Raw genomic sequence first — 26,845 nt, 5'->3', positions numbered from 1 at the left:
AATGGATGTTCATACTCCCTTTCAGTCTACTCCATTTGGGAGAGTGAAACAATTGGTTATGAGCACCAATACCTTGAATATCGTGAATACAGCCGGGTTAGCCGCAGTAATCTAATCCAATTCGGAGACAGCGAATATTACGTGAAGAACGCTCATATAAATAGAAAGGCACATCCCTCACGTTCTTACACGTTAAGAGATATGCCTAATATGAAATGAAAATCTTTTTTTATTTCTTTTTAAACATGCAAACTAAGCTTTGGACAAAATACTAAGAGTCTGGAAAGCGCTCATAATCTGATTGGCACCGTAACCCATTGCTTCATATAGAGGCATGGCTACTTTGTTGTGCTCATCACCCGCCACCCATACTTGGCTGACTTTACGCTGCTGGAACCGTTGTTCCATGGCTTCGACAAGAGTTTTGCCGACTCCGCGGCGACGATAGTCTGGATGGACCGCAATACGATAGATGCAACCCTGATTGTGATCAATCGTACCGATCAAAGCGCCGACGAGGTCTCCCTCTTCTTCCGCAACCATGATCAGGTCAGAATCCCATGACAATTGACGGGCAAACGGGCCCATCGTGTTCTCATAACACTCTTCCGATAGTGCAACCTGGAGAAGCTCCGTCATCTGGCTTGCATCACTCAACTGAAAGGAACGAACGTGCATGTCTTAAATCTCCCTTTTCGTTAGCTTAGATGAGGTTTTTTTACAAAAAGGATTTCCCTTTTACCAAAAACCCAATGTTCATATAATGACAAAAAACGAGAAAATACCGCTTCTTCGTCAATTAAACCATACTTTACTCCATAAAACACGCATTTTCTTTTGAAAGCGCTTAATTGTAACCGTTTACATCACCAAACGTCATATTTTTGCTTTTATTTCTATTAATTTCACATAAAAATATTCATAAAGGGTAAAATATGTTTGTTATCTCTGGCCCATCATTAGATCAACGCCTCGGGGGACTTAATAAACAAAAATGTTGCTTAATTAGCCCGAATGCGGTTTAATATTAGTGGCAAGGGTATTATTACATATGTACCTGTTCAAAAAACTTAAAATCTCAGGAGGTATTTCATTATGACTTTTCAATTACCAGCACTTCCTTACGCTAACGACGCACTGGAACCACATATCGATGCAAAAACGATGGAAATCCACCACGATCGCCATCACAATACTTATGTAACCAACTTGAACGCAGCTCTGGAAAGCGCTCCTGAACTGCAAGAAAAAAGCTTGGAAGATCTGATTGCTAACCTTGACAGCGTACCTGAAGGCATCCGCACAGCGGTTCGCAACAATGGTGGTGGACATGCTAACCACAGCCTGTTCTGGGAAATCATCGGACCTAACGGCGGCGGCGCTCCTACAGGCGATATCGCAGCAGCTATCGATAGCGAACTGGGTGGCTTTGACAAATTCAAAGAAGATTTCGCTAAAGCAGCTACAACTCGTTTCGGTTCCGGCTGGGCTTGGCTCGTAGTTGGTAAAGATGGCAAGTTGTCCATCACTAGCACACCTAACCAAGACAGCCCTCTCTTCGAAGGTCTGACTCCGGTTCTGGGTCTGGATGTATGGGAGCACGCTTACTACCTGAACTACCAAAACAAACGCCCTGACTACATCGCTGCTTTCTGGAATGTAATCAACTGGGATGAAGTGAACAAACGTTACGCTTCTGCAAAATAAGATTGTTAACATGCAACAGTTAACATAAAAGAGAGCCTGATTCGGTCATCGTGACCGTGATCAGGCTCTCTTTTTGCTATCGCTATAGTTAATGGGTGTTTTGTTTCTAACGAACCCAGGACACGCTATTGCTCCATATTTCATCGTATCGCGAACCTAACGAATCTCAGAGTAGCTATTTCCCCAAATACGGGCTTTGATGCGCACTTTTGGGTTGATTTGGCAATGATAACGTCACTCAGGTTCGTTAGCTCCCCCATTTAATCATTTACTTGATCATACGCACCGGCAAAATAACTGCTGATCAGCTTCAGAAAAATATTCGGGAATGCCATCTTGTCCATATCTTCCGGACCGATCCAGCGATAGGTCAAGCCATCGCCTTTACCTGTGAGTGTCAGCGTGCTCATCGCCGGATCACTAACGTCAGATGGTGCCAACATCTCTCCATCGTTAAGCGATGTTGAGATGTTTTGTGCAAGAGGAGTGGCTGGCTCCGACGAATGCGTTGTGGCCGGCTTAGGTGACACAGCTGATGATGAGGCTGCGCCCTCCCTTGCTGCCGCCTGTGCATCGTAGGCGGCTCTGGCTTCCGCTGCGATCAGCGGAAGCTCACTGCTCTGGTCCTGCTCGGTACACTTGTACACCTGCAGGCTCCAGACAATGTGGCTGAACACATGCTCCGCATGGGTAGCCAGCCCTTCCGGGCGGGCAGCGAAGCCTTCCGCCCACAGACTGCCGGCCAGCAAGGCCATGGCCGGCTCATCCGCCAGCGGCGCCGCCTTCTTGCTCGCTGCGGCGGGCGCCGCGAGCACATGCGGCAGCTCCCACATGCGGGCCAGTAGGCCCGTGTCTGGGCGCTGGCGCACAAGCACTTGGCCGCGATGAGCACCGCGGCCCTCAACAATCGCGACCAGCCGCTGCTCAGGGCGCGGCGGCTTCGCCTTGGTCTTGACCGGCAGTGTAAGCTCTCTTCCGGCGATGCGGCCGGAACATTGCTCCATGACCGGGCAAGTCAGGCAGTGCGGCGCTTTGGGTGTGCACACCAGCGCGCCAAGTTCCATCAGCGCCTGATTGAAATCACGCGCCCGCCCTTCCGGAATGAGCTCTCCTGCGAGCTCTTCCATCAACACCCGGGTGCTGCCCTTCATAATGTCCTCATCGATGAGGAAGTATCGGGACAGGACCCGCATGACATTGCCATCTACCGCAGGCTGCGGCTGGTTGAAGGCAATGCTGAGAATGGCCCCGGCAGTATACGGGCCTACCCCTTTTAACGCAAAGACGGCCTGCTTGTCCTGCGGCATCTCGCCTCCATGTAGCTCCATGACTTGTCTCGCAGCCGCCTGAAGATTTCGAGCACGGGAGTAATAACCGAGTCCCTCCCAATTTTTCAAAACATCCTCTTCAGGCGCTTCCGCCAACGCCTGCACGGTCGGGAAATTTCCGATAAAACGATTGAAATACGGAATCACCGTATCGACCCGAGTCTGTTGAAGCATAATCTCCGATACCCAAGTAAAGTACGGATTGTTGTGGCGACGCCACGGCAAATCCCGTCGGTTGATCATATACCAATCCAGCAAATTCAAGCTGAAATGTTGTTTCTGTTCCTGTAAACCCATATTTCCGTCCTCTCCTATTGCCAAGCTAACTACTTTTCCATCTGCTCCACGATTGCAAAGGCCGCTGCCAATTCCGTCTGATGCGTAATGCTCAAATGAATGTCATATTGCTTATCATATGGCAGCTGCAGACGTTCCCAGGCTTGACTGGACAGCGAGGCCACGGGACGTCCTGTCCCATCAGGCAGCACCTCAATGTCAGTAAAACCCATGACACCACCAATACCACAGCCAAATGCCTTAGACACCGCTTCTTTCGCTGCAAATCGTCCGGATACAAACTCCGTCATCCGCTTCCCCCGTTGAGCCGCGATCTCCCGCTCTGCTGGCGTTAAAATTCGTTTTATAAAAGCTTCCGCATGGCGACCCGACAGCAGCTTGCGCATACGTCCAATCTCCAGCACATCATTGCCTATGCCATATATCATCAACGCTTCACCCGCTTAATCTTTTATACTGTAAAAGATCTCCATTCAATCACATGATCCGTAACTCTCCGAACACGTATTCTATTGTAGCAGGAGGGGCGCCCAGAAGCGAGTACCTATCCGCATTCCCATTTATGCTAAAATATGAATCAGGAATCATTTGAAACTCTTAGGAGGTCTGAATAATGCCCATCACTTTTGAATTGCCCACTGACGTAGATGCGATCATTCGCGGGGACTTTTTCCCTGCCCAACAACCCGCTCAAGGGGTCATCATTCTGGCTCACGGATACAAAGGCTTCAAAGACTGGGGCATGTTCCCCTATGCAGCTTCACAGCTTAGCCAGACGCACCATGTGCTGACCTTCAATTTCTCTCACAACGGTATTGGCGAATATCCGGAGCAATTCTCTGAACTTGAAAAGTTCGCGGTGAATACCTACAGCCGGGAGCTTGCTGATCTGGCCCTAGTGCTTGATTATGTAGCTTCACAACCTGAACTCGCTGGACTTCCTGTATACCTGGTTGGACATAGCCGCGGTGCGGGTGTAAGTCTCGTTTATGCACTGGATCATCCCGAGCAGGTGGCAGGTGTAATCTCCTGGAATGGCGTAACCAATCTGGATCTCTTCTCAGCGGAGCAAAAAGAAGAAATGCGTACGCATGGCCGCAGCCATGTCGTTAACGGACGTACAGGCCAGCAGATGCCACTGGACGTGTCTATTCTGGAGGACCTGGACAAGCATCATGAACGTTACGCGATCATTGACCGTTTGGCTTCTTCAACGTTGCACGTCGCACTCATTCAGGGAACAGAAGATCCCCAGCGTCTGCGGGACGGTTCTGCCACATTAGTTCAAGCCCGCCCTGATATTCCATGGCACCAGATACCAGAAGGGAATCACACCTTTAATACCGTACATCCATTTAAAGAAACCACTCCGCAACTGGAGCAAGCCATCACCCAAACCCTGCAACAGATCAACGACTGGAGTAACTAACTCATCTTTAATATAGTAGCATCTGGATTTTTGTTTTTCTCAATTCACACAAAAAAGAGTCACTGCCTGAGCAGTGACTCTTTTCGTATTTCCAATATAACGTTCATGCTCATCTACCCGTATTAGATACCAGGAATGGCATTGCGTTTGTGATGTGTGCGCGTATAGAATGCTTCAAGACGCTCTTGTGCAGCCGGGTCGATCTGCTTGCCTTCGAGATAGTCGCTGTTCGCTTCATACGAAATCCCCAGCTCATCTTCGTCCGTCTGACCTTCCCATAGCCCTGCAGATGGTGCCTTGTCCAAAATAGCTTGTGGCACGTTCAGATATGCCGCCAGTTGGCGTACCTGACGTTTGTTCAGGGTACTCAGTGGCGTGATATCCACAGCGCCATCGCCCCATTTGGTATAGAAACCCGTGATGGCTTCGGATGCGTGATCCGTACCTACAACGAGCAGGTTTTCTTCAAACGAAAGCGCATATTGCATAACCATACGAGTTCTTGCCTTAACGTTACCTTTGCCTTGGTGAGTCATATGGCGTGGGCTGCCCAAGGATTTGAAGCCTTGCTCCACTTCGAGTGCAATCTCGTTAACGGCATCTTCGATATTGGTTTCCACGACATGCTTCAGATCGTATGCTTTCGCTACAGCGTAGCTGTGGTCGATATCGGCTTGTTCACCATAAGGTTGGAATACACCGAGCGTTTTGTACTCTTGATTGTTTTCTTGTGTAAGCTCGTCCGTCGCTTTTTTGCAAAGCGCCGTAGCTACTGCACTATCAATACCGCCGCTGATCGCAATCAGCAAGCCTTTGGCACCTGCATTTTTCACATACGTCTTCAGAAAATCAACACGCTTGCGAACTTCCTCTTCTTCGTTAATGCTTGGTTTAACCTTCAATTCAGCGATGATCTGTTGTTGCAAACTCATCGTTCACACACCCCGTTTCTAAATTAATGAAATTTGATGTCCATCTTGAAAGGTCCGAATGGTTCAATAACCTTATCTATCCAAAATGAAACGCCCCGGCATCGGTTATCCGAAGGGCGGGGCGTTCTATGGAGCGAATTAACGGCAGTAACGTTCAAATGCACTAGTGAGATCAGCCGCAATTTCCTCTGCAGAACGGTCTTCCACTTGATGACGCTCAATAAAGTGAACGAGTTCTCCGTCTTTCATCAAGGCGATGGACGGTGAAGATGGAGGATACGGTGCAAAGAATTCACGTGCTTTTGCAGTTGCTTCCTTATCCTGACCAGCAAATACAGTATACAGGTGATCCGGTGTAATATCGTTCTGAAGGGCTTGGGATACACCTGGGCGACATTGACCTGCGGCACATCCGCAGACTGAGTTAATGACGATCAGTGCTGTTCCTTTTGCATCCGGCAGACTTGCTTCCACTTCTTCAGGAGTACGCAACTCCTGAATGCCCAGACGAGTTAGCTCATCCCGCATAGGTTGAACCATATCTTTCATGTATTGATCAAATGACATTGACATTCGGTTTCACTCCTTATAAATGGTTGTTCTATAATCTCGTTAGAATTAGAGGCGAATAGCTTTCCAAAACAACGTTACATTCATATCGAAAATTATGGATGTAATGATGTGCTATTCCTATTATACATCCATAAGCAATGAAAGCAAGATTCAGAAACCGCCTGCGGAAAGGCTTCTTCCATATTATTATGTCTCATTGTCTGGCAAAATATGCTGAATGCCTATTGTTCAAATGCCACTTTGAAGGTGGTCCCCTGACCTTCCTCCGATTCCACTGTAATGGTTCCATTATGTCGTTCCACAATACTTAGACACATGGACAATCCGAGTCCGGTTCCCTTAGCTTTTGTCGTGTAAAAGGGTTCAAACAGCTTCTCCTTCTTCACCCTCGGTATACCCGGCCCTGTGTCACGTACACACAGCTCCACCTTGTCGTCCACCATCCGCGTCTCCAGCGTGAGCACGCCTTTCTCATTCATGGCTTCCATCCCGTTACGGGCCAGGTTCAATACCACCTGTTTGATTTCCTTTGAATTGAGATTCAGCTTCGGCACATCATGTGCGAGCATGAGTTCAATGCTCTGACCACGCAGGTTCGCATCCGCCCATAACAATGGACTGAGTTCATGAATGATATCATGCAGCTGGGACTCCTCTTTCTCCGCAATGCGATTCTGAGCCAGAGACAAGAAATCATTAATGATACTGTTCGCCCGGTCCAGCTCTTCCAGGACGATCCGGTAATAGTGATCCAGGGATTCCGGACTTTTTTCCTGCATGAGTTGAAGAAAGCCACGCACAACCGCCATTGGATTGCGCACCTCATGCGTAATGCTTGCAGCCATCTGCCCCACCAGACTGAGACGGTCCACATTATCCAGCTCACTTCGCAGCATCTCAAGCTCCGTGATATCCTGAATAATCAGCATAGCCCCTGTAACTTCTCTGGCAGGCTCTGTTGAAAAGGCATAGATTGGCACGGTTCGGGACTGAAATACGTGAGCACCGTAACGAACGGTCAATCCACTAATCTCACCATGAATGACGGCTCTGCGAATGCTTTTATCCATCTTGTCCGCCTGACCTTGTTCAACAAATTGACTGGCAGGCTGTCCAATGAGATCAGGCGTGGAGGTACAAGGTAACTGCTCTCTCGCTGTTTGCTCCATCATCTCATTGACGAACATGACCGTGCCTTCTTTATCTACAGTGGCAATGGAAAGGGGGACTGCATTCAGAATCTGATGAAGTTTCTCCGTTTCGGTTATGTATCGGTGGTGAACTTCGGAGAGATGCTGCTCCAGCCCACGATAATGTTTCATCCGTTCCAGCCATAGCAGACTCAGACTGCCCGCAACAATGGCACCAGCAGTATATCCAAGTGCTGTAAGTATCATGTAGGTTGCAGAGTATGTGGAGTCATTCTGGTGGGATGCGATCCACAACAGGCTAGTTACAATTAGTTCCATTGCAATCAGGGAGATCAGGATCGCCATTTTGCGCGAAGGTGTATTATGCTTGAATCGTTTGGCAGACAACCATACAATAGGATAGAGAAGAATGCCCGTATGAAGGAGAAATCCGTACAGATCATAGGGATGCGCAAAAAGAAAATAGAAGAGAATATGTAGAATGGACAGCGTTAAGCCTATAGCGGACTTACAATACAAAATAACAAGTATCACAGGTACGATGCTTAATGATATGGGTACGGCCACTGAACTCGCAAAAAGCGCAAACAGCAAACACAGCAGCATGCTCGCGACACTTGTCACAGCTAAACTGGGTTGTACTGTTCCGGCATGTTCCATTTTGGCAATAGCCCGCCTGGAGAGCCCCAGATGGAATAAGGGAATCAGGAATACCGCCGACCCTGCCAGCAGTACTTGTAAAAGAATGTCCTTTAACGCAACCACAATGCCATCTCCTCCTCTGCCTGCACATTCCCTCATGTATTTCTGATTAAAACATAGGCGACAGTATATTACAATATATCCCTTAAGACTGCATAATAGAACTTCTCCTAACTCCATTATATTTCAGAAAAAGGCAGGAGTAGACACGTTTTACGTAAAACAGACAAAATCAATGAAAAAAGAGGGTAATAACGTATGTATGATGTCATTGTAATTGGTGGTGGATCTGCGGGCCTGATGGCTTGCGTTGCAGCTGCCGAGCATGGAGCGTCCGTGCTTCTGCTGGATAAAGGAGATCAACTGGGTCGTAAACTCGGCATCTCTGGCGGAGGTCGGTGCAATGTAACTAATGCCAAGGAAACGGATGAACTCATCCGGCATATTCCGGGTAATGGCCGCTTTTTATATAGTTCGTTTCAGAATCTGGACAACCAGGGGATCATGCGTTTCTTCGAGAATCTCGGAATTGCCCTGAAAGAAGAAGACAACGGCAGAATGTTCCCCGTAACCGATAAAGCGAAAACAGTCGTTGATGCATTGGTAGGCAAAATCGTCTCCCTCGGCGTTGAGATTCGCACCAAAGAACCGGTCAAGGAACTCATTCAGAACGGTCAGCAGGTACAGGGTGTTAAATTGCTCTCAGGTAAAACCATCCTTGGACGCTCTGTCATTATCGCTACTGGCGGCAAATCCGTGCCTCAAACTGGATCAACCGGAGATGGTTATCCCTGGGCTGAAGCTGCCGGTCATACGATTACAGAGTTATATCCAACTGAAGTGCCTATTGTGTCTGGGGAGAGTTGGATTCAATCCAAGGAACTGCAAGGTTTATCTTTGAGAGATATCGGTCTATCTGTTATAGATGCCAAAGGCAAAACCGTCATCTCCCATCGCGGGGATATGATCTTCACGCATTTTGGGGTGTCTGGGCCAGTTGCACTGCGTTGCAGCCAGTTTATCCGCAAGGTTCAGATGAAGTCTGGAAACCCACAGGTTATTATGAGCATTGATCTGTTCCCGGAGCTGTCCCTAGGTGCATTGGAAACACAGGTCCAACAGGTATTGGAACAAGAATCCCGCAAGGCTGTCAAAAACATACTGAAAACATGGGTTCCGGAACGCATGATTCCATTAATGATGAAACGCGCGGAGATCAGCGATGATCTCACGTTCCACCATTTCCCCAAAGGCATGTTAAGCAATTTGTGCGGGCTAATGAAGGCTTTTACCTTCCGTGCAGACGGAACAAGATCGCTCAAAGAAGCCTTCGTTACTGGGGGAGGAATCCACTTAAAGGAGATATACCCAAAAACAATGGAATCCAAGCTGTTGCCTGGACTATTCTTTTGCGGTGAAGTTTTGGATATTCACGGCTACACCGGAGGGTATAATATCACCGCTGCTTTCTCTACGGGATATACGGCTGGTATGCATGCAGCAGAATATAAACACGCTACATCATAATAGGTATTACACACTTCATACACATGATGATTTGCTTCAGATGTCAAAAACCCCGATATCCACTATCTGTGGAGTATCGGGGTTTTCAGCATTGTTCCATTTTAGTAAAGGTGGATCGAACCGCTATTAGCTTGTGATTTTTGCATTCTATGCTTTGACACTGCCTGAGAATCCATCAGCCGAATCATCGTATGTTGGGTCCTCGCTATAGTTATGTGCACCTTGCTCAGCCTGGCTCCCGCTCGCATAACCATCGTTCCAATCCTCATTCACGAGATGAGCGGGAATCGATATATTCTGAAACTGATCCAGTTCTTCCATTTGCGAGGCAAATACGGCACTTCCTCCATGAGATTGTACAATCTCCACGGCAGACTGGGGATCTTGGCGATCTGTGGGGATGTACAATTCCAGCGGGCCGGACTGATATGGCTTATATCCCAATTCCTCCAAGGTTGCCCTTGCGGCATTCAATGCTGAACCGTCTGAGAAATGCACCTGTAGTTCGCTATTATCCATCATCGTCTCTTTCCTCCTTGCTACAGCTAATCTCTCATCATCCATAGATGAGATTCTTCTTCTATAGCATGGGCAGATATAGCGCACGATATGCTCCGAATTAGAAAGGAATTCCTTTAGGCCCGGGTCAGCCGAACCCATCCGGCAATAGATAATACGCAGAGTCCAAAAGCCACCGCACCTGCAGCTGTTAGAATACCGACGATCCAGCCGAGCCAGGCCAATCCCAGCGTGAATCCCATAAGAATACCAATCGGGATGAACAACATCCGAACCATCATTGAACCTGCAAGATGCAGCGCCTCCGAGTCATATGTTATAAGCTGAACATAGTCGGACGTGGCAAAAACATCCCAGGAACGATAAAACATCACCGTCAACATGATGATTAACAACGCACACACAATGACATTGATCGGAAAAGGTGGCAAGGCAACTGCTGCGATGGATAGTCCGCCAAGCTGCAGATACAATTTCATCGTGGCCGAGTTCCGGAAAAATGCCTTGAATGCAGTCTCCGCTGTCCGATTCGCGATGGAACGATTGCGTAATAGTTTACGCGGTTTGCGGAAGATGATGGACCGTGTTCGTGGGGCTTTCGGCTTGCTCACTGCCCGGCTTAACATTAGAGCTGTAAGCTGCAGCCTGCTCCGCAGATCCTCCCGCACATCCCCTTCAAATGTTCCCTTCATCAATAGCCTCATCTGTCCAACTGTAATTAGAAGAAGCATGATAATTACGATTCCAAAACTGATTTTCCACGTCTGTCCATGCATCCATGATGTCGCATGAATGGTCATATAACCTATACCGATGACGAGAGGAATCATCTGAATCCAGCGTCGCCAGCCTGTAAGTCGAACCTTCGTCATATGTAGTGTGATGGCTTGGAATGAAGCTGCTGCACCAAACCAGACAGCCATAAGTGCAATCTGAAGATTAGACATCTCATAGACACGGGACCACAGAGGGGCAGTCAGTGCTGTAACCAAGATCATCTTGCCCAGATGTTGCAGACAGGACCGGTAGAGCCCTTGCCTCATTAACGTGCGCATCCACAACGGCCTTGATTTCAAAAACAATACATCCGCTTCCTCCACAAATATCAACACACCCCCAGTAAGCATAACGACGTCAATCAACCCGGTTAACACGGGAAGCGGTAATTCTGTCGCCCATGCAGGCAGCGGTTTGGTCCACAGACTCGTGTACCATCCAATCAGATAGAGCAGGCCCGGAACAAGCAGGTATACCCACACCATCCAATCCACGACGAGTCTGAGATTTTTCATCTGTTCCCTGAAATGTTCTTTGCGTCTTCGCCTGTATAAACGAAGTGGGCTATAACGCTGGGAAGTTTCCATTCTCTCTCACCCTCTCTCTATCTAAGACGTCAGTACATCGAAACAGTCAAACAAAGAACCTTCCGGCAATCCTGCCACTTCACGGATTTCATCCAATGTTCCCTCGGCAGCAGATCTGCCCGAAGCAATCAGAATAAACCGGTCACAGATTCGTTCAGCGGTATCCAGTACATGCGTAGACATGAGCACACCCGCACCGCGGCGACGTTCATCATCCAGTAATTTTAGAAAATCCTTGGTTGCGCGAGGGTCCAGTCCGATGAACGGCTCGTCCACGATATAGATATCCGGCGAAGACAGAAACCCGATCATCAGCATCATTTTCTGGCGCATCCCCTTCGAAAAACTGGCTGGAAGATCATTCCGAACGTGGTCCATACCGAAACGAACCAACAGCTCCTCCGCTCTGGTAGCAAAAGCTTCTTCCTCCATTTCATACGCCGCTGCGGCCAGATCAAGATGTTCCCACAGCGTCATGTATTCGTAAAAAACCGGTTGCTCCGGAATGTAGGCATAGCGACCCTCTCCCCCAATCGCCACTTCATAGTTCGCATGTTCCAACAGACCAAGCAGCGTTTTGATCGTGGTACTTTTGCCCGCACCATTGGGTCCGATAATACCTACCAGCTCTCCTCGCGATACGTTCATTCGAATATTGCGTATGGTCGATTGTCCTGGCTCGTATCCTGCCTCTGTAATATGTACTTCTAATATGGACTTCTGTATTTCCGTGCTTTTATATTCCGATCCCATATCATTCACTCCCTGTTCTGATCAGGCGTTTATTTCATTCTTTAGTTTTATTGTAATCGAGTTGCGGGCTGTGTGTTTGATCATTTCGAGCATTTATATATAGATGGCAAATAAACAAAGCAATAAATCATAGTAATGTATGATTTATTGCTTTGTTTATTATTCTTCGTTTTCGGTACCACAGTATGTACGAATAATTGAGACTAGTTGTTCAAATGTATACTTATGGTTCACCATATCAACAGTAAAGTCCTCAGCAAAAGTTTGATCCATTTTAAGATACACATTGTTATAACGCAGGAAGATTACTAATGCGGTAAAAGCCGTTCTTTTATTAGCATTATGAAAAGAATGGTTTTGGCCCAAAGATTGAAAGATCGCAGCAGATTTTTCATATATATATGGGTAAGCTTCGTTACCAAAAGCTGATGATTGTGCTCTTCAACTGTTATAACAATTATACTAATTTTTTTATCCATTTGCATATTATTTCGAATTGTAAAATGCAAAAAAAGAAGCAGGGGTTCCGGAGCCCCTGCTTCTTCATATTACAATGAAAATCTCATATTACCGATTTGTCTCCACCACAGATGTAGTTTCACTCTCTGCATCTGCGTCTACGTTCAGATCGAGATCCAAAGCGCCACGACTTTCGTTTGCGTAGCTGTTGCTCACCTTACGCTCACGGTCGTTCACACTATTGCTGCGTTCAGATTGAGTCCATGTTGCACTCTCTCCTTCTGCTTTCGCGTTCAGACCCAGATCCAGCGCTCCACGACTTTCGCTCGCAGTGCTACTGTTTACGTTACGCTCACTATCTTTCACGCTGTTGTTGCTTTCAGATTGAGTCCATGTTGCACTCTCTCCTTCTGCTTTCGCGTTCAGACCCAGATCCAGTGCTCCACGACTTTCAGTTGCGTAGCTGCTGTTTACGTTATGCTCGCTGTCTTTCACGCTGTTGTTTCTTTCAGTTTGAGTCCATGTTGCACTCTCTCCTTCGGCTTTCGCGTTCAGACCCAGATCCAGTTCTCCGCGGCTTTCGCTCGCATAGCTGCTGTTTACGTTACGCTCACCGTCTTTCAAGCCGTTGTTGCGTTCGGATTGAGTCCATGTCGCACTCTCTCCTTCGGCTTTCGCGTTCAGACCCAGATCCAGTGCTCCACGACTTTCAGTTGCGTAGCTGCTGTTTACGTTATGCTCGCTGTCTTTCACGCTGTTGTTGCTTTCAGTTTGAGTCCATGTTGCACTCTCTCCTTCGACTTTCGCGTTCAGACCCAGATCCAGTGCTCCGCGGCTTTCGCTCGCATAGCTGCTGTTTACGTTACGCTCGCTGTCTTTCACGTTGTTGTTGCGTTCGGATTGAGTCCACGTTGCACTCTCTCCTTCCGCTTTCGCGTTCAGACCCAGGTCCAGTGCTCCACGGCTTTCGCTCGCAGTGCTACTGTTTACGTTACGCTCACTATCTTTCACGCTGTTGTTGCGTTCGGATTGAGTCCATGTTGCACTCTCTCCTTCAGCTTTTGCGTTCAGACCCAGATCCAGTGCTCCACGACTTTCGCTCGCATAGCTGCTGTTCACGTTCCGATGATCGCCGCCTCGTGAATAATCGCTCATCGTTGTACCTTCTCCCGACACATTGGCATTCAGGCCAAGGCCCAGCTTGCCAGAACTGCTACGCTCAGCAGTGTGATCGGAAGAACGATCATTGTATCGGTTCGTGCTCTCTGAGGATAAGCCGGCATTGAGTCCAAGATCCAAATTCAATGCTCCACTTGCACTGGATGAACCTCCGTAGCTACCATTGTGCCCGTCACCTGTGTCACGGTGTCCTGACAGAAGAGATCCCAACTCCAGACGCAAACCTGCATTCAGATCCAGATTGCCACTGCTGTTATTGCTATAGCTATCTGCGTAAGTTGCCTGCGAAGCTCCCAGCAATCCAGCCACCAACGTACCCGACAATACCGACAATTTTACCCAACGATTCACTTTTTTCATGATTATATACACTCCTTCTCAATTTTGGTTGAATTAACGCCATTGTTGCCTAAGAGAAAGAGGTATATTGCGGCGGCCGCCCCGGCGGTGCCTGTGACCATTGACTGAAACCATCGAGCCGTTCCACTCGGAAAGCAAAATCGTAATCTGGCGTAACCAGCCCCGTTGTTGCTCCTGGAAGTGCAGCGGCTGGAGCCGTTGCTCCACCTCCAGTTACACCGGACGAACCGGAGCTTGTCCCTGCGGAAGCATTAGCTGCTCCGGGAGAAGTTGCTGCAACAGACCAACTATTGGGTCGTTCTGTGCGAGGCTGCAATGGAGATGCTGCATCAGCAGCATCTTGTTTCAGATTGACTTCCTGGTTACTCTGCACTTGTTCAGTGACAGATGGTTCAGCAGATGGCTGATCTACGAGGAATAGCTCGTTATCTGGCAATCCCGCATTGACATCGGAATCCGAAGTCAGATCGGCTCCTTTCACAGGCAATGCCTGCGGAACAACAGGTTGTTCTGGACGTACTTCTGGTTCCGGGGTGACTTCAATCACTTTGCCCGTAACCTGTACTGCGTACTGTCCTTCCTCGTTGTTCTGAGATGAAACAGGATCTGCGAGTGCACTCGTATTGGAAGTTTCACCATTCGGTGTTTTGACGACCGTCGGCTGTTCCGGAGTCACTACAGGCCGTTCCGGCTTCACACTTGGAATCTCCACCTTTTCCTGATCAGGATTGAGTTCAGCGGATACGTCTACAACTGGAACTTCTGCTTTCACAGAAGGCAACTGGACATTTCCCTGACTCAGATCCACACGGGATGAAGAGATATTGACCGAAGTAACTTCAGGTACATCCACCTTCACGGAAGGCAATTCAACCTTACCCTGCCGAAGGTCTGTTTTTACAGCAGACGTCTCTGCCTTGATCACCTCGGGTACCTCTGCGGTAACGCCAGGCAAGGAAGCTGTACCTTCATTCAAGTTCACCTGACTGCTTGATACATCGGCTTTGATCACCGGTGTATCCGCCTTTACAGACGGCAGTTCGACGGTTCCCTTCTTCGCATCAATCCCAATCTCTGATGTTCCGGCCGATCCAAGCGGTGTATCTACGTTCAGCTCAGATACACTCAGCTTTCCTGTGGATTCATTCGCTTTGATCGACGGAACTTCAACATCCAGTAGTGGTGTGGATACCGATACCGATGGAGTCAGGTTCAACCCGCCATCCGAATCGCGTGAAAACAAGTTTAGCGACAATCCGCTGGACGGTTTTTCAGAAGATACCTGAGCATCATCCGCATACACATGTGACGATCCAAACCCCAGCATCAAAGTCCCGGCAAGTATGGCCAGTGGTATGCTTCCAAGACGTACGATGGATTTTGGTAACTTTACATTCAAGTTGCTTCACCCCCTTTCCGCTAATGCGTTGGTGGGACAAGGCATATGAGTTTTCCCCTATGAATAATTAGAATACAGGGATTTCTGCCTGTTCCTCATTACACGTGAAGGCGTTTACTCAAACGCTTTTTAATCAAAAACTTAAAATTTGAAGTAAATTCAACCCTTCATTTCAACTGTTCTAACCTAAGCAGGTTCGGCATGTTTTTATTTGCCCGCAGTCATGGTCTTCGGCGCAATGGAGCCATTCATATCGACTTTTTTCCCGTTGCGTATCATCAAATAAATCAACCCAAGCAAGGTCAGCAAAATGCCTGAACAGACAAAAGCCGGTACGACACCGAACGAGGTGACCATGAATCCACCGACTACCGGACCCATAATATTACTGGCTGTCATCACGCTGCCTACCGTTCCAAACACCCTGCCTGTCATCGCCTCAGGTGTCTGTTCCTGCAACAGGATCTGGAAGGGTACCACTGCAAACCCGATTCCGATTCCCGCCAGGGCAAACAAGGTTATAAGCAGCAGGTGCGCACTAAGTCCAGCAGACGGCCAGGCCACGACAATGATTCCGGCTGTACCAATGACCAGACCCGTGAGCGAGGTTCCCAGACCCATTTTCAAAACATGCCCTGCTTGCCTCCACTTCCGCACACTCATCGCTGCAATTAATGTTCCTACACCACTGGCCGCCACGCACCATCCCAGCAGATCACTTGAAATGCCGGGAAGCTGTCTAAATAACACTACAGTCTGTGAATCGGCAAATTGCAGAAAAAGTATGGCTGAAGCAAGCAAGATTAGAGACGTCCCTACATGAGGAAGAGATGCGAGCATGCGGATGCCCTCCAGTGTTTCTTTCCAAAAAGAGTTTTTTGGGCGGTTGTGAACATCCCCAGCTGTCTCTTCCTCTACTTCTGTTACGTTATGAATTGCGGTTTGGATCACCCGAGTTCCAGGAATCCACAATAAAATGATGCCGGAGATTAGAAATGACGCTGAATCGAGAACAAAACACCAGGTAATGCCAAAAGCAGCTACCAACAGTCCACCAAGCGCTGGGCCGATAATTTTGGACAACTGTTCAATCACTGAGCTGATGGATACCGCTTGCGCAAGCTGTTCATGCGGTACAATTTCCTTTAGTTTTCCGTTTTTGGCAGGAGAAAAGATGACATCAAACAGAGATTTGAGGACAAGCAGTATGTAGACGTGCCAGATCTGGTCGGCAAAAATCAACGCACCCACGATGACGATTCGCGCGCCATCAGCAGCAATCATCAGCCACTTGCGGTTCACCCGATCCGCGAGCGCTCCAGCAAACGGCCCCGTCACCAACATGGGTAATGCTGCGGATAACATGACAAACGTAATCTCCCACGGCGTTGCATTCCAGCGGATGCCTACGAGTGTCAGGATCGCCAGCAGATGCAGCCAGTCCCCCAGATTGGAGATGGCCTGTGCCACCATCAATGTTACAAAAGATCGGTTATTCTTCAGCGGTCGTTGTGCTTCAAATGTTAACTCACTTGTCATTCTGCTTCTCCTCCAGTGCCTTCCGAATTCATAATATGAATTCATTATAAAAGAGCATGGCTTGACTCAACCTCCTGCCAGAGGCGGAGAAGAGGTGACATCTGAAGGATGATTTTCCTGCAAGATGAATGATCAAATTTTAAATGCTAAAAATGCAGATCTTGTGACATATCGCATGTTTTTCGTGGAAACAGAGGTTTACAATAAGAGCATGGCGACAACCTGAATCGTCAAACATAACTAACCAACTCCTATAAGTTGAAATATCTTTTACATGAACAGCATAACGAAGAGGACCACTCTTCATCATTTCAACTTATAAAACTAATCTGAAAAGGCGGGATCAGCATGCTGGAATTACAAGAAATTGGAGCCGAACGTTCACTTCATCTGTACCGCACCTTGGCCCAGACATTCAAGAGCGTGAATGAACACGCTGTATCCGGAAGCAAAGTGCATGGCTTCAACCCCACCGCATATGGGGTACTCGAAGTGTTATATATGAAAGGGGCTCAGCCGATTCAACAGGTTGGTGCACAGCTTCTGCTGCAAAGCGGAAATGTGACCTATGTGATTGATAAGCTGGAGCAAAAAGGACTCTTACTCCGTAAGCACTGTCCGCAAGACAGACGTATCATCTTTGTGGAATTGACCGAAGAAGGTCAGCGCACCATGGATGAAATCTATCCTGGCTATGCGGTGAAGATCGACCGTGCTGTCAGTGGACTGAGCGAGGAAGACAAGGAACTGCTGTCCGAACTTTTGGGAAGGCTTGCACATTCTGCAGATCGTTTATCAGCAAGCAGCTAGAACATTCATTGCGCAAGTGCCAACAAAAATAACCGGATTTGCCAGACATCGGCGAATCCGGTTTTTCGTATATATCTTCTCTTTACTTTGATGCTTGTGGTTGCGGTGGAGCATCTGCATCTTCGGGTACAATTAAACGTTTGCGTAGAGCCAGCGTCGTTACCCACGAGACCAATGCAATGACAAACATAATGACAAACAGGGAATGCAAACTTCCTTCCAGCACGTTACGCAGCAGCGCCCATTTGTCATCCGATAGAGCAGCATCCGTATGTGGTGCGAGCAGTTCATTCAGATCATTCTCCGAAATTCCGGCCTCTGCCAGATTCTGCTCACTGGATAACGTGGAGATCCGGTAGTTCAACCAGGTACCAAAAGCCGCTGCACCAATTGTCTGTCCCAACGTACGCATGAACGTATGCAGTGCCGTAGAGGAGCCACGCTCCTTATACCCTACGGAAGACTGCGCAATAATAGTGAAGATTGTAAATGCAAACCCGAATCCGAGACCATAAATAAAGGTCAATATGAAGAGCACAGCCTGCGGGGATGTCCCCCCAACCAAGAAGAGTCCACCAGATCCGATCGCAATTCCCGTTAATCCAATCAATGCGGTCATACGAGATCCAATTTTCATTAACAGGCGGCCTGCCAACACACTACCAATGAGCCAGCCCACCGACATCGGCGCGAGCAGCAGTCCGGATTCCGTCGCATTACCTCCCCGAACCCCCTGCACCCAGAGCGGCAAATAACTGGTCAGGCCGATCATCAGAGTACTGGTTAGCAGTCCTGCGATATTCGCCACACGGATGTCCCGAATTCGGAACAGATGTAGAGGAACCATTGGAGCCTGAGCTCTTTTTTCCACCACGAAAAATAAAATGATAAACAGAGCGGCAATCACACTCAGTCCTACAATCAACGGAGAACTCCAGGCATAATACTGCCCACCCGCTGACAGAACAAATAACAATGCGGTAATGCCCACCGTGAAGGTCAGCGCACCGACATAGTCAATTTTGGCTGTACGCGGAGAGATATCTTCCTTCAGATAACGAAATACAAACCACATCGCGAGCAGACCAAATGGCACATTAAAACCAAAGATCCACTGCCAGCCCAGATTATCTACAAAATAACCGCCAAGCAGCGGACCCGCCAGAGAGGAAATACCCCACACGGAGCTGATCCAGCCCTGAATTTTGCCACGTTCTTCAATGGCGTAGATGTCTCCGATAATCGTAAACGTAACAGGAACTACCGCACCCGCACCGATCCCTTGAATGGCACGAAAAATAATCAATTGTTCCATGTTCTGCGATAGGCAGCACAGGAGTGAACCCAGTAAAAATAAGGCACAGCCAATTAGAAATACAGGCTTTCGTCCATACAGGTCACTAATTTTGCCGAAAATGGGCGTACTCACAGCCATCGTCAGCAGGTATGCAGTGAAAATCCAGCTAAGCAGCTGTACACTCCCGAGTTCACTGACAATGGTTGGTCCCGCCGGGCCAATCACGGTACCTTCTATCGCTGACAGAAATGTCGCGAGCAACAGCCCCGTCAAGATGAAACTGCGCTTCAAACCTCCGGTTGCATTCACACAAACCCTTCTCTCTTTTATTTACCTTTCTTACGAAGAAACTCATCATACAGCATCGAGTACATCACCATATCCTTATAACCGGTGGATGTATGCTGCACCTGACGCAGGAGCCCTTCCCGCGTGAAACCGCGGTTCGTCAGGAACTCGCCGGACGCCAGATTACGCGGATCAACCAGCGCTTCAATCCGATTAAGTCCCATGGTCTCATATCCGAAGGGCAGCAATGCGGAGAAAGCCTCCGTCATATAACCGTGGCGCCAGTAATCGCGTCCCAGCTCGTAACCGATCTCACCCCGGAATGCGCCTTCAAGCTGCCATGTGTTGAATCCACAGCTGCCGATGAGCTTACCTGTTTCTTTGAGTTCGATCCCCCAGCGGATCGCATCCTCTTCCCCTGCCATGTGGTTAAGCAGTCCAATCATGTCCGCCGCTTCGCTTGTCCCAATCATGGGTGCAAGATTCATATAACGGGTTACCTCGCGATCCGACCAGCATGCGAACATCTGAGCCGCATCACGGCGACGCATTTTACGCAGACGAAGCCGCGCAGTCTCCATTTCAGGAATTCTCCCTTTGCATTTATACATATAAGACACTCCGATCCGATCCATCTCTGTAGACCATAAGATTCACTAGTCATCTAATCATAACCTGCGCCGAATGGCAACTATTCAGTCATGGATACACGTCAAAAAACCGGGCCACGTTCGCTCCCGGTCTTGTTGTACGTATGGATCAATTCAAGTTTGAGTAAATTATGGAATCATGGCTTGTCCAAATGAATTTTAAGCTTTGGACGTTTTCTTGCCCTTCCCCAATAATTCATCGCTAACCCGGCCAAACACAGCCGTGATTTCCTTGAATTCTTCAATGCCAGTCCCGGTTAGGCTCCATTGGTCCCCGTGGGCGGTCAGGAAGTTTTCCTGAGTCAGGTGTTCAAGCTCCTGCTTGATCTCCCGCTCTCCAACGCGATAGCCCCGTTCTTCCAATAAGGGCAGCGCCTCGCTAACGTTCAAATCCTGATTTTGCGCGAAATATAGTAGATGTATCCGTACAAAAAGATTCTGTACCTCTGCATGCATAAGCCAAGCTCCTTCCCGGGTTATAGCCCTCCGTGGTTGCTAAGTAATTACCCCACGCAAGAAGCTGAGAAACAGGAGGATTCTTCAGGTATTCCCTACCCTTTCCGAAATCCTCCGCTTGACTAACCGCATCCTCTGCACTATCTTGAAAATAAGTACCATTTTGCTCGGGAGGGTGATTTACCATGTTTCAAGCTGTTTCCTATGAAGGAACACGAAGTGAGCAGCACACCGCCGTCCTGGGACAGTTAAGTGCTCTGATCCGCGATGAACCTAGTGCGATTGCCAATCTGGCGAACGCTGCTGCGCTGCTCAATGTATTTATGACCGACACCAATTGGGTCGGCTTCTATCTGTATGATGGAAAAGAACTGGTCCTCGGGCCATTCCAAGGACTGCCTGCCTGTATCCGAATTCCATTGGGACGTGGCGTATGCGGTACATCTGCTGCGGAAAAACGTACCATGGTCGTTGACGATGTTCATGCTTTCCCAGGCCACATTGCCTGTGATGCAGCATCGAACAGTGAGATTGTCGTACCGATTATCAAAAACGGCGAACTTTACGGGGTGCTGGATATCGACAGCCCGATCAAAAACCGTTTTGACGACGAAGACCGCGTCTTCCTGGAGAAAGCCGTAAGCCTGCTCACAGAGCAGTTGTAAGCGAACAACCCGTAATAACAAAGAGCGCAGTCCTCTCAGAGGTCTGCGCTCTTTGTTATCCATTATAGTTTCACACCCATGTTCTTGCTCGCCCATGTTACTTTATGCATCTAGGATAAATCCTGTTCCGCTTTAATCATCATCCCGTCGCGCAGGAATTCAGCCAGCCTCGGGTGATAACCATCGTACATCTTGCGGAAATCTCGATGCTCGACGTACAGATTGGCCAGATCCCGATAGATCTCAGCGGTGGGTGTATAATATCCCTTAATCCATTCAAGATGCCTGCCAATAATCCGTTGTACTTTCGCACTCCCCGGTTCCAATCCATCCTCAATGGCCTGTTGCAAGTCCAGATGAACCAGATCAATTTTTGCCTGGGAATCGAGATAATCTTCCTTTGACTTCAGTTCCTGGTTATCAGACAATGCGGACGAATGGGAAGATTGGATGTCGGACCTCTGAACGTCCTCTGTCTGCACTTGGTTCATATCATTATTGACTGCATGGTTAGAACTCGCTTCATTCAGCAGCTGGTGACGTCCCTTATTTACAAAACCGATATATAACTCATGTTCATCAAGTTCCTGTTCACCTTGCAAATGAGAAATCGTTTTGTCCAGTGTCTGAATCAATCCATGCAGACGGAGTGCCTTCTCCAGAATCTCAATGCGATGCTGCTGCATGATGCGAATGACGTCCTGAGGATTATCGCGGAGCATCGATCCAATCTCATTTTCCTCCATGCCTACTTCCTTACAGAAGAGAATTTGCTGGAGTCTCAACAGTTCCTGCTTTTCATAATAGGTATCCTCATCCAAACCACCAAAGGCCGGATTCAGGAGACCTGTCTCCGCATACTGGCTCAGTTCGTTCAGACTCACGCCTGACATTCCGGATACGTCAACCATGGAATATGCCATTTGAATACACCTCCTGCCTGTCCTGCAACTCCAGAGTTCAGGCTTAATTCATACTGCATTTTATTTGAATAATGAGAGAATATAAGACTTTCGGCAATGCTGTACCGCTTCATTCCGCTCGTGCTCTGGATGGGTACATCATGCTTCGGTGATATGAGCGGCGTTTGGTCAGTTATGTTGCGGTATGTTAACTATGTTATACCCGTCTCATCAGATGTGAACCCGCAGTCAGCGAAGAATCCATATGTATTTTTGAAACTTTTTCCATGATCTTCATATAAAAAAACCTGTGCCATTATTCTGGCACAGGCGTGTGTGGTTATGTTTTCATTGGCATACGGTATATTGAGTAAAAGAATGGAAGACAATCAACCTTTATTAAACATGACAAACTTCAATTCGGTCATTTCCTCTACGGCATATTTTACACCTTCACGTCCAATACCGCTCTGTTTCACACCACCATAAGGCATGTGATCGACGCGGAACGTTGGAATGTCATTAATCATAACTCCGCCTGCCTCGATCTGATCGACAGCATGGAGGGCGGTATGAATATCGTTCGTAAATACACCAGCCTGAAGTCCATAGATCGAATCGTTGACATGTTCAATGCCCTCTTCAACTGAATCCACGGTATTAATCACCACGATGGGAGCAAACACTTCCTGACAGGATACCTTGGCATCACGGGGAACGTTAACCAGCACGGTTGGACGCAGAACGCCTCCTTCAGCTTGACCGCCTGCTGCTACTTCAGCCCCGGCCTGTTTGGCTTCTTCAATCCAATCAAGCGTGCGCTCCACATCTTTAGACGTAATCAGCGCAGAGACTACCGTATCCGGCTCGAGCGGGTCTCCGACCACCACTTGTTTCGCCGCTTCCGCAAAACGCCAGATGAATTCTTCCGAGATATCACGATGTACGTAAATTCGCTGTAGCGAGATACATACCTGTCCCTGATACGTGAAAGCTCCCGTCACACATCGAGGAACCACTTTGTCCAGATCTGCGTCCTTATCCACGATCACCGCTGCATTCGACCCAAGCTCCAGTGTCACGCGTTTCAATCCTGCTTTGCTACGAATACTCGTCCCTACCGCTGGACTGCCTGTAAACGTAATGTGAGCAACATAGGGGTGCCCAACAAGCACATCACCAATCGTTTTACCATCACCGCTCACCACGTTCAGTGCACCATCCGGCAATCCGGCTTCCTGAAGCAGATTAGCGATGTAATAGGAAGACAGCGGCGTCTGCTCCGCAGGTTTGAGAACAATCGTATTGCCCGCTGCCAGCGCTGGACCTACCTTGTGAGCTACCAGGTTCATGGGAAAATTAAACGGCGTGATTGCGCCAATGACGCCTAGAGGTTGCCGCATCGTATACCCGATGCGCCCTTCTCCACCTTTGGCTGCATCCATCGGAACCGTCTCTCCGGTCAGTCGCTTGGCTTCTTCGGCGGCAAAACGATACGTTTCCACCGTACGATCAACCTCGGCCAGTGCTGCGGTAATCGGCTTCGCTGCTTCAAGCGCAATGATTCGCGCTGCTTCTTCTTTGCGTTCTTCAAGCATGGAGGACAACTTGTACAGAATATCTGCACGCTGATGTGCAGGCATCTGGCGCATTGCCTTCCCAGCCTGAACCGCAGCTGCAACAGCAGCCTCCGCTTCCTCGGCTGAAGCGGACGAGACTTCTGCCAGCGTTTCCCCGGAGTATGGTGCTTGAAGTGATTTATAATCTACGGATTCGGTCGGTTTGCCACCGATAAACAGATGTTGTTTTTTCATATGCTGCATCCTCCATTCTTTTCGAACCTATTGAACCTTCGCTTCTTCAGGTTAATTCTGTCCTCTGCGTTCTCATGTTAAAGTTCAGTTTAATTTATATAATCTATTTATACACTACTTTGACGCCATCAACCCACTACGGAATGCAGCATTCATATCTTGTAACGTACCTGATGAGTCAATGTGGCGTTTTTGAACCGTTGCATTACAAAGGTTTCACAACTTATTTAACCGTCAGGACGGGGCATTCTGCATGTTTTAACACACCATGACTGACACTGCCCACGATCATCTCTGCCAGCATGCCTTTCCCGCCTGTCCCCATCACAATCATTCCACAATCTCGTTCACGCGCCACACGGCAGATCTCATTAACGGGATCACCCGCAATTAGCAGCGTTTCATACGCAATGTCCCGTCCGGACAACTGACTGGTCACCGGCTCTATAATATGTTGCCCTTCTTCGGCAATCCGAGCTTCCAGATCAACACCCAATGCAGGTTCATTCATAGAAATGGCAGGATTAACATGCACGATCAACAGACTTGCGGGTTGTTTCATATTTTCAGCCAGGATCAGTGCTTGCTCCAAAGCCTTATGCGCATGATCCGAACCATCAACAGCAACCAATATACGTTTCAGCATTGCAATTCCTCCTGTGAATTAGTGAGATGTAATGGCGGAATCGATATCCCGCAGATGATGACGGCGCACCAGCAGTACCACGACTCCAACCAGAACCATTAATGCGCCAAAATAAAACGGCGTTTCCGGCAGGAACCACTCGGACAATTTACCTGCAAGCCATGGAGCAAGTGCGCCACCCAGGAAACGGACGAAGCTATATGCAGCAGAAGCAACAGAACGCTCCACAGGTGCAGCTTCCATCACAGCCGTTGTAATTAACGTGTTGTTAATCCCAAGGAAGATCCCTGCCACAATAACCGCCACAATAACGGTAGTTGGTGAACCCATCACCGTACCTACTGCCATAACAACCAGATCAATCGCGAACAATGTAAGCATGACACTCATGGACGGAACCGATCCGAATCGGCGTTGCAATCTTGGTGCGACGAATACCGACGTAATCGCCAGCATCAATCCCCAGCCAAAGAATACATAACCCAAGCCATGTTCATCCAGATTCATCACATATGGTGAATAAGCCATCAAGGTAAAGAAACCAAAGTTATACAGGAAGGCGGTAATCGCCAATGTTTTCAGTGAAGGATAACTTAATGCTTTGAATGGATCAGACAAAGAACTGCGTGTTTTCGGTTTAGCCATTTTGGGCAACATAAATGTAATGCTGATAAAGGCAATCGCCATCAGGACAGCCACCCCATAGAACGGGCCACGCCAAGAGATGGAACCCAGCTCACCACCAAGCAGCGGACCAACCGCAATCCCGAGACCAAGCGCTGCTTCGTACAAAATAATTGCTTTGGCTGTCCCCGATGTGGACAGTCCCACAATGGCAGATAACGCCGTTGCGATAAACAAAGCATTACCAAGCCCCCAACCGCCACGATAACCAACCAGTGCACCTACCGTGTCTGAGGTACCGCCGAGGAACGAGAAAATAATAATCAGCAATATACCGCTGAGCAGCGTCCACTTCACACCAATCCGGCTGGATACGACACCTGTAATCAGCATCGCTACCCCGGTTACAGCGTTATAACTGGTAAATAGCAGTGACACCTGGCTTTTCGAAGCATGCAGCTGATCTGCAATTGCGGGTAGAATCGGGTCAACCAGACCCAGACCCATAAAGGATATGATACATGCAAAGGCAACCGCCCATACCGCTCGTGGCTGGGATAGCAGACCTCCACGTGATGACGGCAATTCGTCTGGTAATGATGGCTCTCTTTTCATACGTAATTCCTCCTGTGAATAATTTATGTGGTTAAGCTTTATATTTGAAAATGTCCGTGAAAACGATGAAAACATTGCGCTCATTTTCATGAATAGAGGTAACAAAACGGCACAAATGACACCGGAACATCCGGTGCTTGTACAGGATCGCCACAGGTAATATGGTACTCACTCCATGTAGCGATTATGTGTATACAGTTTTGTTTATTAAACAATAGATGCTAACTCAGTTAGCCGTCTTCATCACCCTGCGGATCATGCGCCTGTAATTTCTGAATACCGCTCCGAACACGTTCACGCAGCTCTTCCAGTTCAGTCTGTACGGCATGTATGCTCTGAAGTTTCTGCTCAATCAGTTGCAGCTGACCATCCAGCGTTGTTTCCATCGTGGTGAGCTTCTCGATCCGTTCTCTCACTTCAGTTGTCTGCTGGTAGTCAAAACGTTGTTCGTTCAATGCATCTGCCGTTGCCACATAGGTATGTAGCTCCTGAAGGGAGAATCCAAGTACCTCTTTGGCGCGAACCACCTTCTTCAGATAATCGATATCCTCCCGAGTGTACAACCGCGTCCCACCATCTGTCCGCTGAGGTGAAGGCATGACACCAATCTCTTCATAATACCGAATGGTTCGCTTGGTCAAACCACATTCCTTGGCTACGTCATCGATTTTATATAAACTCATTTCCCTCACCTCTTTCATACGTCTATGATGTTATGTACATAATTATATATAATATTAACGTTAACGTCAACGTTAGATTTTAAATATAAAGTCTTGGCGAGTTGAACATCGACTTCATTCGCTATCATCAACAAAAAAAGACCCGCTTCACACGCGAGTCCTCTCCTCTAAACCTGT

General features: G+C 48.2%; 26 protein-coding genes. 5 read left to right on the top strand and 21 right to left on the bottom strand.

Translation table 11 applies throughout. The features are described 5' to 3' along the window. Positions 1-252 precede the first annotated feature (252 nt). A complete protein-coding gene (locus NYE45_RS03295) occupies positions 253-678 on the bottom strand; it encodes a GNAT family N-acetyltransferase (RefSeq protein WP_017690782.1) in 426 nt (141 codons plus the stop codon). A 417-nt stretch (positions 679-1,095) separates the two neighbouring features. On the opposite strand from NYE45_RS03295, the gene NYE45_RS03290 reads away from it, so the two are divergent. Beyond that, positions 1,096-1,707, top strand: coding sequence for a superoxide dismutase (locus NYE45_RS03290; protein WP_036614138.1), 612 nt, complete (start codon positions 1,096-1,098; stop codon positions 1,705-1,707). Between the two features lie 260 nt (positions 1,708-1,967). Here the strand turns inward: NYE45_RS03290 and mutY are convergent, their stop codons facing one another. Both mutY and acpS read right to left on the bottom strand, forming a co-directional pair. After that, a complete protein-coding gene (gene mutY, locus NYE45_RS03285; protein ID WP_340015557.1) occupies positions 1,968-3,332 on the bottom strand; it encodes an A/G-specific adenine glycosylase in 1,365 nt (454 codons plus the stop codon). 29 nt (positions 3,333-3,361) lie between these two features. Continuing rightward, on the bottom strand, positions 3,362-3,760 hold the full coding sequence (gene acpS, locus NYE45_RS03280; RefSeq protein WP_340015556.1) for a holo-ACP synthase: 399 nt from the start codon (positions 3,758-3,760) through the stop codon (positions 3,362-3,364). Between the two features lie 185 nt (positions 3,761-3,945). Here acpS and NYE45_RS03275 point away from each other — a divergent pair, with 185 nt between their 5' ends. Then, positions 3,946-4,761 carry an alpha/beta fold hydrolase gene (locus tag NYE45_RS03275; RefSeq protein ID WP_340015555.1) on the top strand — a complete coding sequence of 272 codons (816 nt, stop codon included), beginning with the start codon at positions 3,946-3,948 and terminating at the stop codon, positions 4,759-4,761. Positions 4,762-4,883: 122 nt separating this feature from the next. Here NYE45_RS03275 and nadE read toward each other — a convergent pair whose 3' ends face one another. The 3 genes from nadE to NYE45_RS03260 form a co-directional block, all read right to left on the bottom strand. Continuing rightward, on the bottom strand, positions 4,884-5,693 hold the full coding sequence (gene nadE / locus NYE45_RS03270; protein WP_062837634.1) for an ammonia-dependent NAD(+) synthetase: 810 nt from the start codon (positions 5,691-5,693) through the stop codon (positions 4,884-4,886). A 138-nt stretch (positions 5,694-5,831) separates the two neighbouring features. Beyond that, on the bottom strand, positions 5,832-6,266 hold the full coding sequence (locus NYE45_RS03265; protein ID WP_062837635.1) for a BrxA/BrxB family bacilliredoxin: 435 nt from the start codon (positions 6,264-6,266) through the stop codon (positions 5,832-5,834). Positions 6,267-6,487: 221 nt separating this feature from the next. Continuing rightward, entirely contained in the window at positions 6,488-8,182 is a 1,695-nt protein-coding gene (locus NYE45_RS03260) for an ATP-binding protein (RefSeq protein WP_340015554.1), read from the bottom strand. 195 nt (positions 8,183-8,377) lie between these two features. On the opposite strand from NYE45_RS03260, the gene NYE45_RS03255 reads away from it, so the two are divergent. Further along, a complete protein-coding gene (locus NYE45_RS03255; protein ID WP_340015552.1) occupies positions 8,378-9,646 on the top strand; it encodes an NAD(P)/FAD-dependent oxidoreductase in 1,269 nt (422 codons plus the stop codon). 147 nt (positions 9,647-9,793) lie between these two features. Here NYE45_RS03255 and NYE45_RS03250 read toward each other — a convergent pair whose 3' ends face one another. From NYE45_RS03250 to NYE45_RS03220, 7 genes are all read right to left on the bottom strand, one after another. Further along, positions 9,794-10,168 (bottom strand): hypothetical protein, encoded by a 375-nt coding sequence (locus tag NYE45_RS03250; protein ID WP_340015551.1) that lies wholly within the window; start codon positions 10,166-10,168, stop codon positions 9,794-9,796. A 113-nt stretch (positions 10,169-10,281) separates the two neighbouring features. After that, on the bottom strand, positions 10,282-11,529 hold the full coding sequence (locus tag NYE45_RS03245) for an ABC transporter permease (protein ID WP_340015550.1): 1,248 nt from the start codon (positions 11,527-11,529) through the stop codon (positions 10,282-10,284). A gap of 21 nt (positions 11,530-11,550) precedes the next feature. Further along, positions 11,551-12,282: an ABC transporter ATP-binding protein gene (locus NYE45_RS03240; protein ID WP_340015549.1), complete on the bottom strand. Its 732-nt coding sequence runs from the start codon at positions 12,280-12,282 to the stop codon at positions 11,551-11,553. Between the two features lie 159 nt (positions 12,283-12,441). Then, entirely contained in the window at positions 12,442-12,648 is a 207-nt protein-coding gene (locus NYE45_RS03235; protein WP_340015548.1) for a type II toxin-antitoxin system death-on-curing family toxin, read from the bottom strand. Between the two features lie 201 nt (positions 12,649-12,849). After that, the gene (locus NYE45_RS03230) at positions 12,850-14,280 is read right to left on the bottom strand and encodes a hypothetical protein (RefSeq protein WP_340015547.1); all 1,431 of its coding nucleotides are present in this window, start codon (positions 14,278-14,280) and stop codon (positions 12,850-12,852) included. Between the two features lie 49 nt (positions 14,281-14,329). Then, positions 14,330-15,679: a hypothetical protein gene (locus NYE45_RS03225; protein ID WP_340015546.1), complete on the bottom strand. Its 1,350-nt coding sequence runs from the start codon at positions 15,677-15,679 to the stop codon at positions 14,330-14,332. Positions 15,680-15,886: 207 nt separating this feature from the next. Further along, a complete protein-coding gene (locus NYE45_RS03220) occupies positions 15,887-17,218 on the bottom strand; it encodes an MFS transporter (protein WP_340015545.1) in 1,332 nt (443 codons plus the stop codon). 348 nt (positions 17,219-17,566) lie between these two features. On the opposite strand from NYE45_RS03220, the gene NYE45_RS03215 reads away from it, so the two are divergent. Continuing rightward, positions 17,567-18,028 (top strand): MarR family transcriptional regulator, encoded by a 462-nt coding sequence (locus NYE45_RS03215; RefSeq protein ID WP_076334262.1) that lies wholly within the window; start codon positions 17,567-17,569, stop codon positions 18,026-18,028. An 82-nt stretch (positions 18,029-18,110) separates the two neighbouring features. Here NYE45_RS03215 and NYE45_RS03210 read toward each other — a convergent pair whose 3' ends face one another. The 3 genes from NYE45_RS03210 to NYE45_RS03200 form a co-directional block, all read right to left on the bottom strand. Further along, the gene (locus tag NYE45_RS03210) at positions 18,111-19,616 is read right to left on the bottom strand and encodes an MDR family MFS transporter (RefSeq protein ID WP_340017295.1); all 1,506 of its coding nucleotides are present in this window, start codon (positions 19,614-19,616) and stop codon (positions 18,111-18,113) included. A 35-nt stretch (positions 19,617-19,651) separates the two neighbouring features. After that, positions 19,652-20,224: a GNAT family protein gene (locus tag NYE45_RS03205; protein WP_076334264.1), complete on the bottom strand. Its 573-nt coding sequence runs from the start codon at positions 20,222-20,224 to the stop codon at positions 19,652-19,654. A 198-nt stretch (positions 20,225-20,422) separates the two neighbouring features. Beyond that, positions 20,423-20,719, bottom strand: a complete 297-nt coding sequence (locus NYE45_RS03200) for a hypothetical protein (RefSeq protein WP_036614170.1) — start codon at positions 20,717-20,719, stop codon at positions 20,423-20,425. A 185-nt stretch (positions 20,720-20,904) separates the two neighbouring features. Here NYE45_RS03200 and NYE45_RS03195 point away from each other — a divergent pair, with 185 nt between their 5' ends. Further along, positions 20,905-21,384, top strand: coding sequence for a GAF domain-containing protein (locus NYE45_RS03195; protein WP_062837648.1), 480 nt, complete (start codon positions 20,905-20,907; stop codon positions 21,382-21,384). 110 nt (positions 21,385-21,494) lie between these two features. Here NYE45_RS03195 and NYE45_RS03190 read toward each other — a convergent pair whose 3' ends face one another. From NYE45_RS03190 to NYE45_RS03170, 5 genes are all read right to left on the bottom strand, one after another. After that, the gene (locus NYE45_RS03190; protein ID WP_340015544.1) at positions 21,495-22,307 is read right to left on the bottom strand and encodes a TipAS antibiotic-recognition domain-containing protein; all 813 of its coding nucleotides are present in this window, start codon (positions 22,305-22,307) and stop codon (positions 21,495-21,497) included. 368 nt (positions 22,308-22,675) lie between these two features. Then, positions 22,676-24,100, bottom strand: coding sequence for an aldehyde dehydrogenase family protein (locus NYE45_RS03185; protein ID WP_340015542.1), 1,425 nt, complete (start codon positions 24,098-24,100; stop codon positions 22,676-22,678). A 223-nt stretch (positions 24,101-24,323) separates the two neighbouring features. Beyond that, positions 24,324-24,746: a universal stress protein gene (locus NYE45_RS03180; RefSeq protein ID WP_340015541.1), complete on the bottom strand. Its 423-nt coding sequence runs from the start codon at positions 24,744-24,746 to the stop codon at positions 24,324-24,326. Positions 24,747-24,764: 18 nt separating this feature from the next. Beyond that, positions 24,765-25,985, bottom strand: coding sequence for an MFS transporter (locus NYE45_RS03175; protein ID WP_036614180.1), 1,221 nt, complete (start codon positions 25,983-25,985; stop codon positions 24,765-24,767). Between the two features lie 230 nt (positions 25,986-26,215). Beyond that, complete coding sequence (locus tag NYE45_RS03170) at positions 26,216-26,668, bottom strand: MerR family transcriptional regulator (RefSeq protein WP_289391064.1); 453 nt, start codon at positions 26,666-26,668, stop codon at positions 26,216-26,218. Between the last annotated feature and the right edge of the window lie 177 nt (positions 26,669-26,845).

Source organism: Paenibacillus sp. FSL K6-1318, assembly GCF_037976905.1.
Classification (GTDB): domain Bacteria; phylum Bacillota; class Bacilli; order Paenibacillales; family Paenibacillaceae; genus Paenibacillus; species Paenibacillus amylolyticus_A.
Note: the sequence above shows the minus strand (reverse complement) of the source record. Positions and strands in the feature narration are given on the sequence as shown.

Bases quoted from the DNA above. Each gene is read 5' to 3' on its own strand.
- NYE45_RS03295 (WP_017690782.1), bottom strand. From the start codon at position 678: ATGCACGTTCGTTCCTTTCAGTTGAGTGATGCAAGCCAGATGACGGAG.
- NYE45_RS03290 (WP_036614138.1), top strand. From the start codon at position 1,096: ATGACTTTTCAATTACCAGCACTTCCTTACGCTAACGACGCACTGGAA.
- mutY (WP_340015557.1), bottom strand. From the start codon at position 3,332: ATGGGTTTACAGGAACAGAAACAACATTTCAGCTTGAATTTGCTGGAT.
- acpS (WP_340015556.1), bottom strand. From the start codon at position 3,760: ATGATATATGGCATAGGCAATGATGTGCTGGAGATTGGACGTATGCGC.
- NYE45_RS03275 (WP_340015555.1), top strand. From the start codon at position 3,946: ATGCCCATCACTTTTGAATTGCCCACTGACGTAGATGCGATCATTCGC.
- nadE (WP_062837634.1), bottom strand. From the start codon at position 5,693: ATGAGTTTGCAACAACAGATCATCGCTGAATTGAAGGTTAAACCAAGC.
- NYE45_RS03265 (WP_062837635.1), bottom strand. From the start codon at position 6,266: ATGTCAATGTCATTTGATCAATACATGAAAGATATGGTTCAACCTATG.
- NYE45_RS03255 (WP_340015552.1), top strand. From the start codon at position 8,378: ATGTATGATGTCATTGTAATTGGTGGTGGATCTGCGGGCCTGATGGCT.
- NYE45_RS03250 (WP_340015551.1), bottom strand. From the start codon at position 10,168: ATGATGGATAATAGCGAACTACAGGTGCATTTCTCAGACGGTTCAGCA.
- NYE45_RS03245 (WP_340015550.1), bottom strand. From the start codon at position 11,529: ATGGAAACTTCCCAGCGTTATAGCCCACTTCGTTTATACAGGCGAAGA.
- NYE45_RS03240 (WP_340015549.1), bottom strand. From the start codon at position 12,282: ATGGGATCGGAATATAAAAGCACGGAAATACAGAAGTCCATATTAGAA.
- NYE45_RS03230 (WP_340015547.1), bottom strand. From the start codon at position 14,280: ATGAAAAAAGTGAATCGTTGGGTAAAATTGTCGGTATTGTCGGGTACG.
- NYE45_RS03220 (WP_340015545.1), bottom strand. From the start codon at position 17,218: ATGACAAGTGAGTTAACATTTGAAGCACAACGACCGCTGAAGAATAAC.
- NYE45_RS03215 (WP_076334262.1), top strand. From the start codon at position 17,567: ATGCTGGAATTACAAGAAATTGGAGCCGAACGTTCACTTCATCTGTAC.
- NYE45_RS03205 (WP_076334264.1), bottom strand. From the start codon at position 20,224: ATGTATAAATGCAAAGGGAGAATTCCTGAAATGGAGACTGCGCGGCTT.
- NYE45_RS03200 (WP_036614170.1), bottom strand. From the start codon at position 20,719: ATGCATGCAGAGGTACAGAATCTTTTTGTACGGATACATCTACTATAT.
- NYE45_RS03195 (WP_062837648.1), top strand. From the start codon at position 20,905: ATGTTTCAAGCTGTTTCCTATGAAGGAACACGAAGTGAGCAGCACACC.
- NYE45_RS03190 (WP_340015544.1), bottom strand. From the start codon at position 22,307: ATGGCATATTCCATGGTTGACGTATCCGGAATGTCAGGCGTGAGTCTG.
- NYE45_RS03185 (WP_340015542.1), bottom strand. From the start codon at position 24,100: ATGAAAAAACAACATCTGTTTATCGGTGGCAAACCGACCGAATCCGTA.
- NYE45_RS03180 (WP_340015541.1), bottom strand. From the start codon at position 24,746: ATGCTGAAACGTATATTGGTTGCTGTTGATGGTTCGGATCATGCGCAT.
- NYE45_RS03175 (WP_036614180.1), bottom strand. From the start codon at position 25,985: ATGAAAAGAGAGCCATCATTACCAGACGAATTGCCGTCATCACGTGGA.
- NYE45_RS03170 (WP_289391064.1), bottom strand. From the start codon at position 26,668: ATGAGTTTATATAAAATCGATGACGTAGCCAAGGAATGTGGTTTGACC.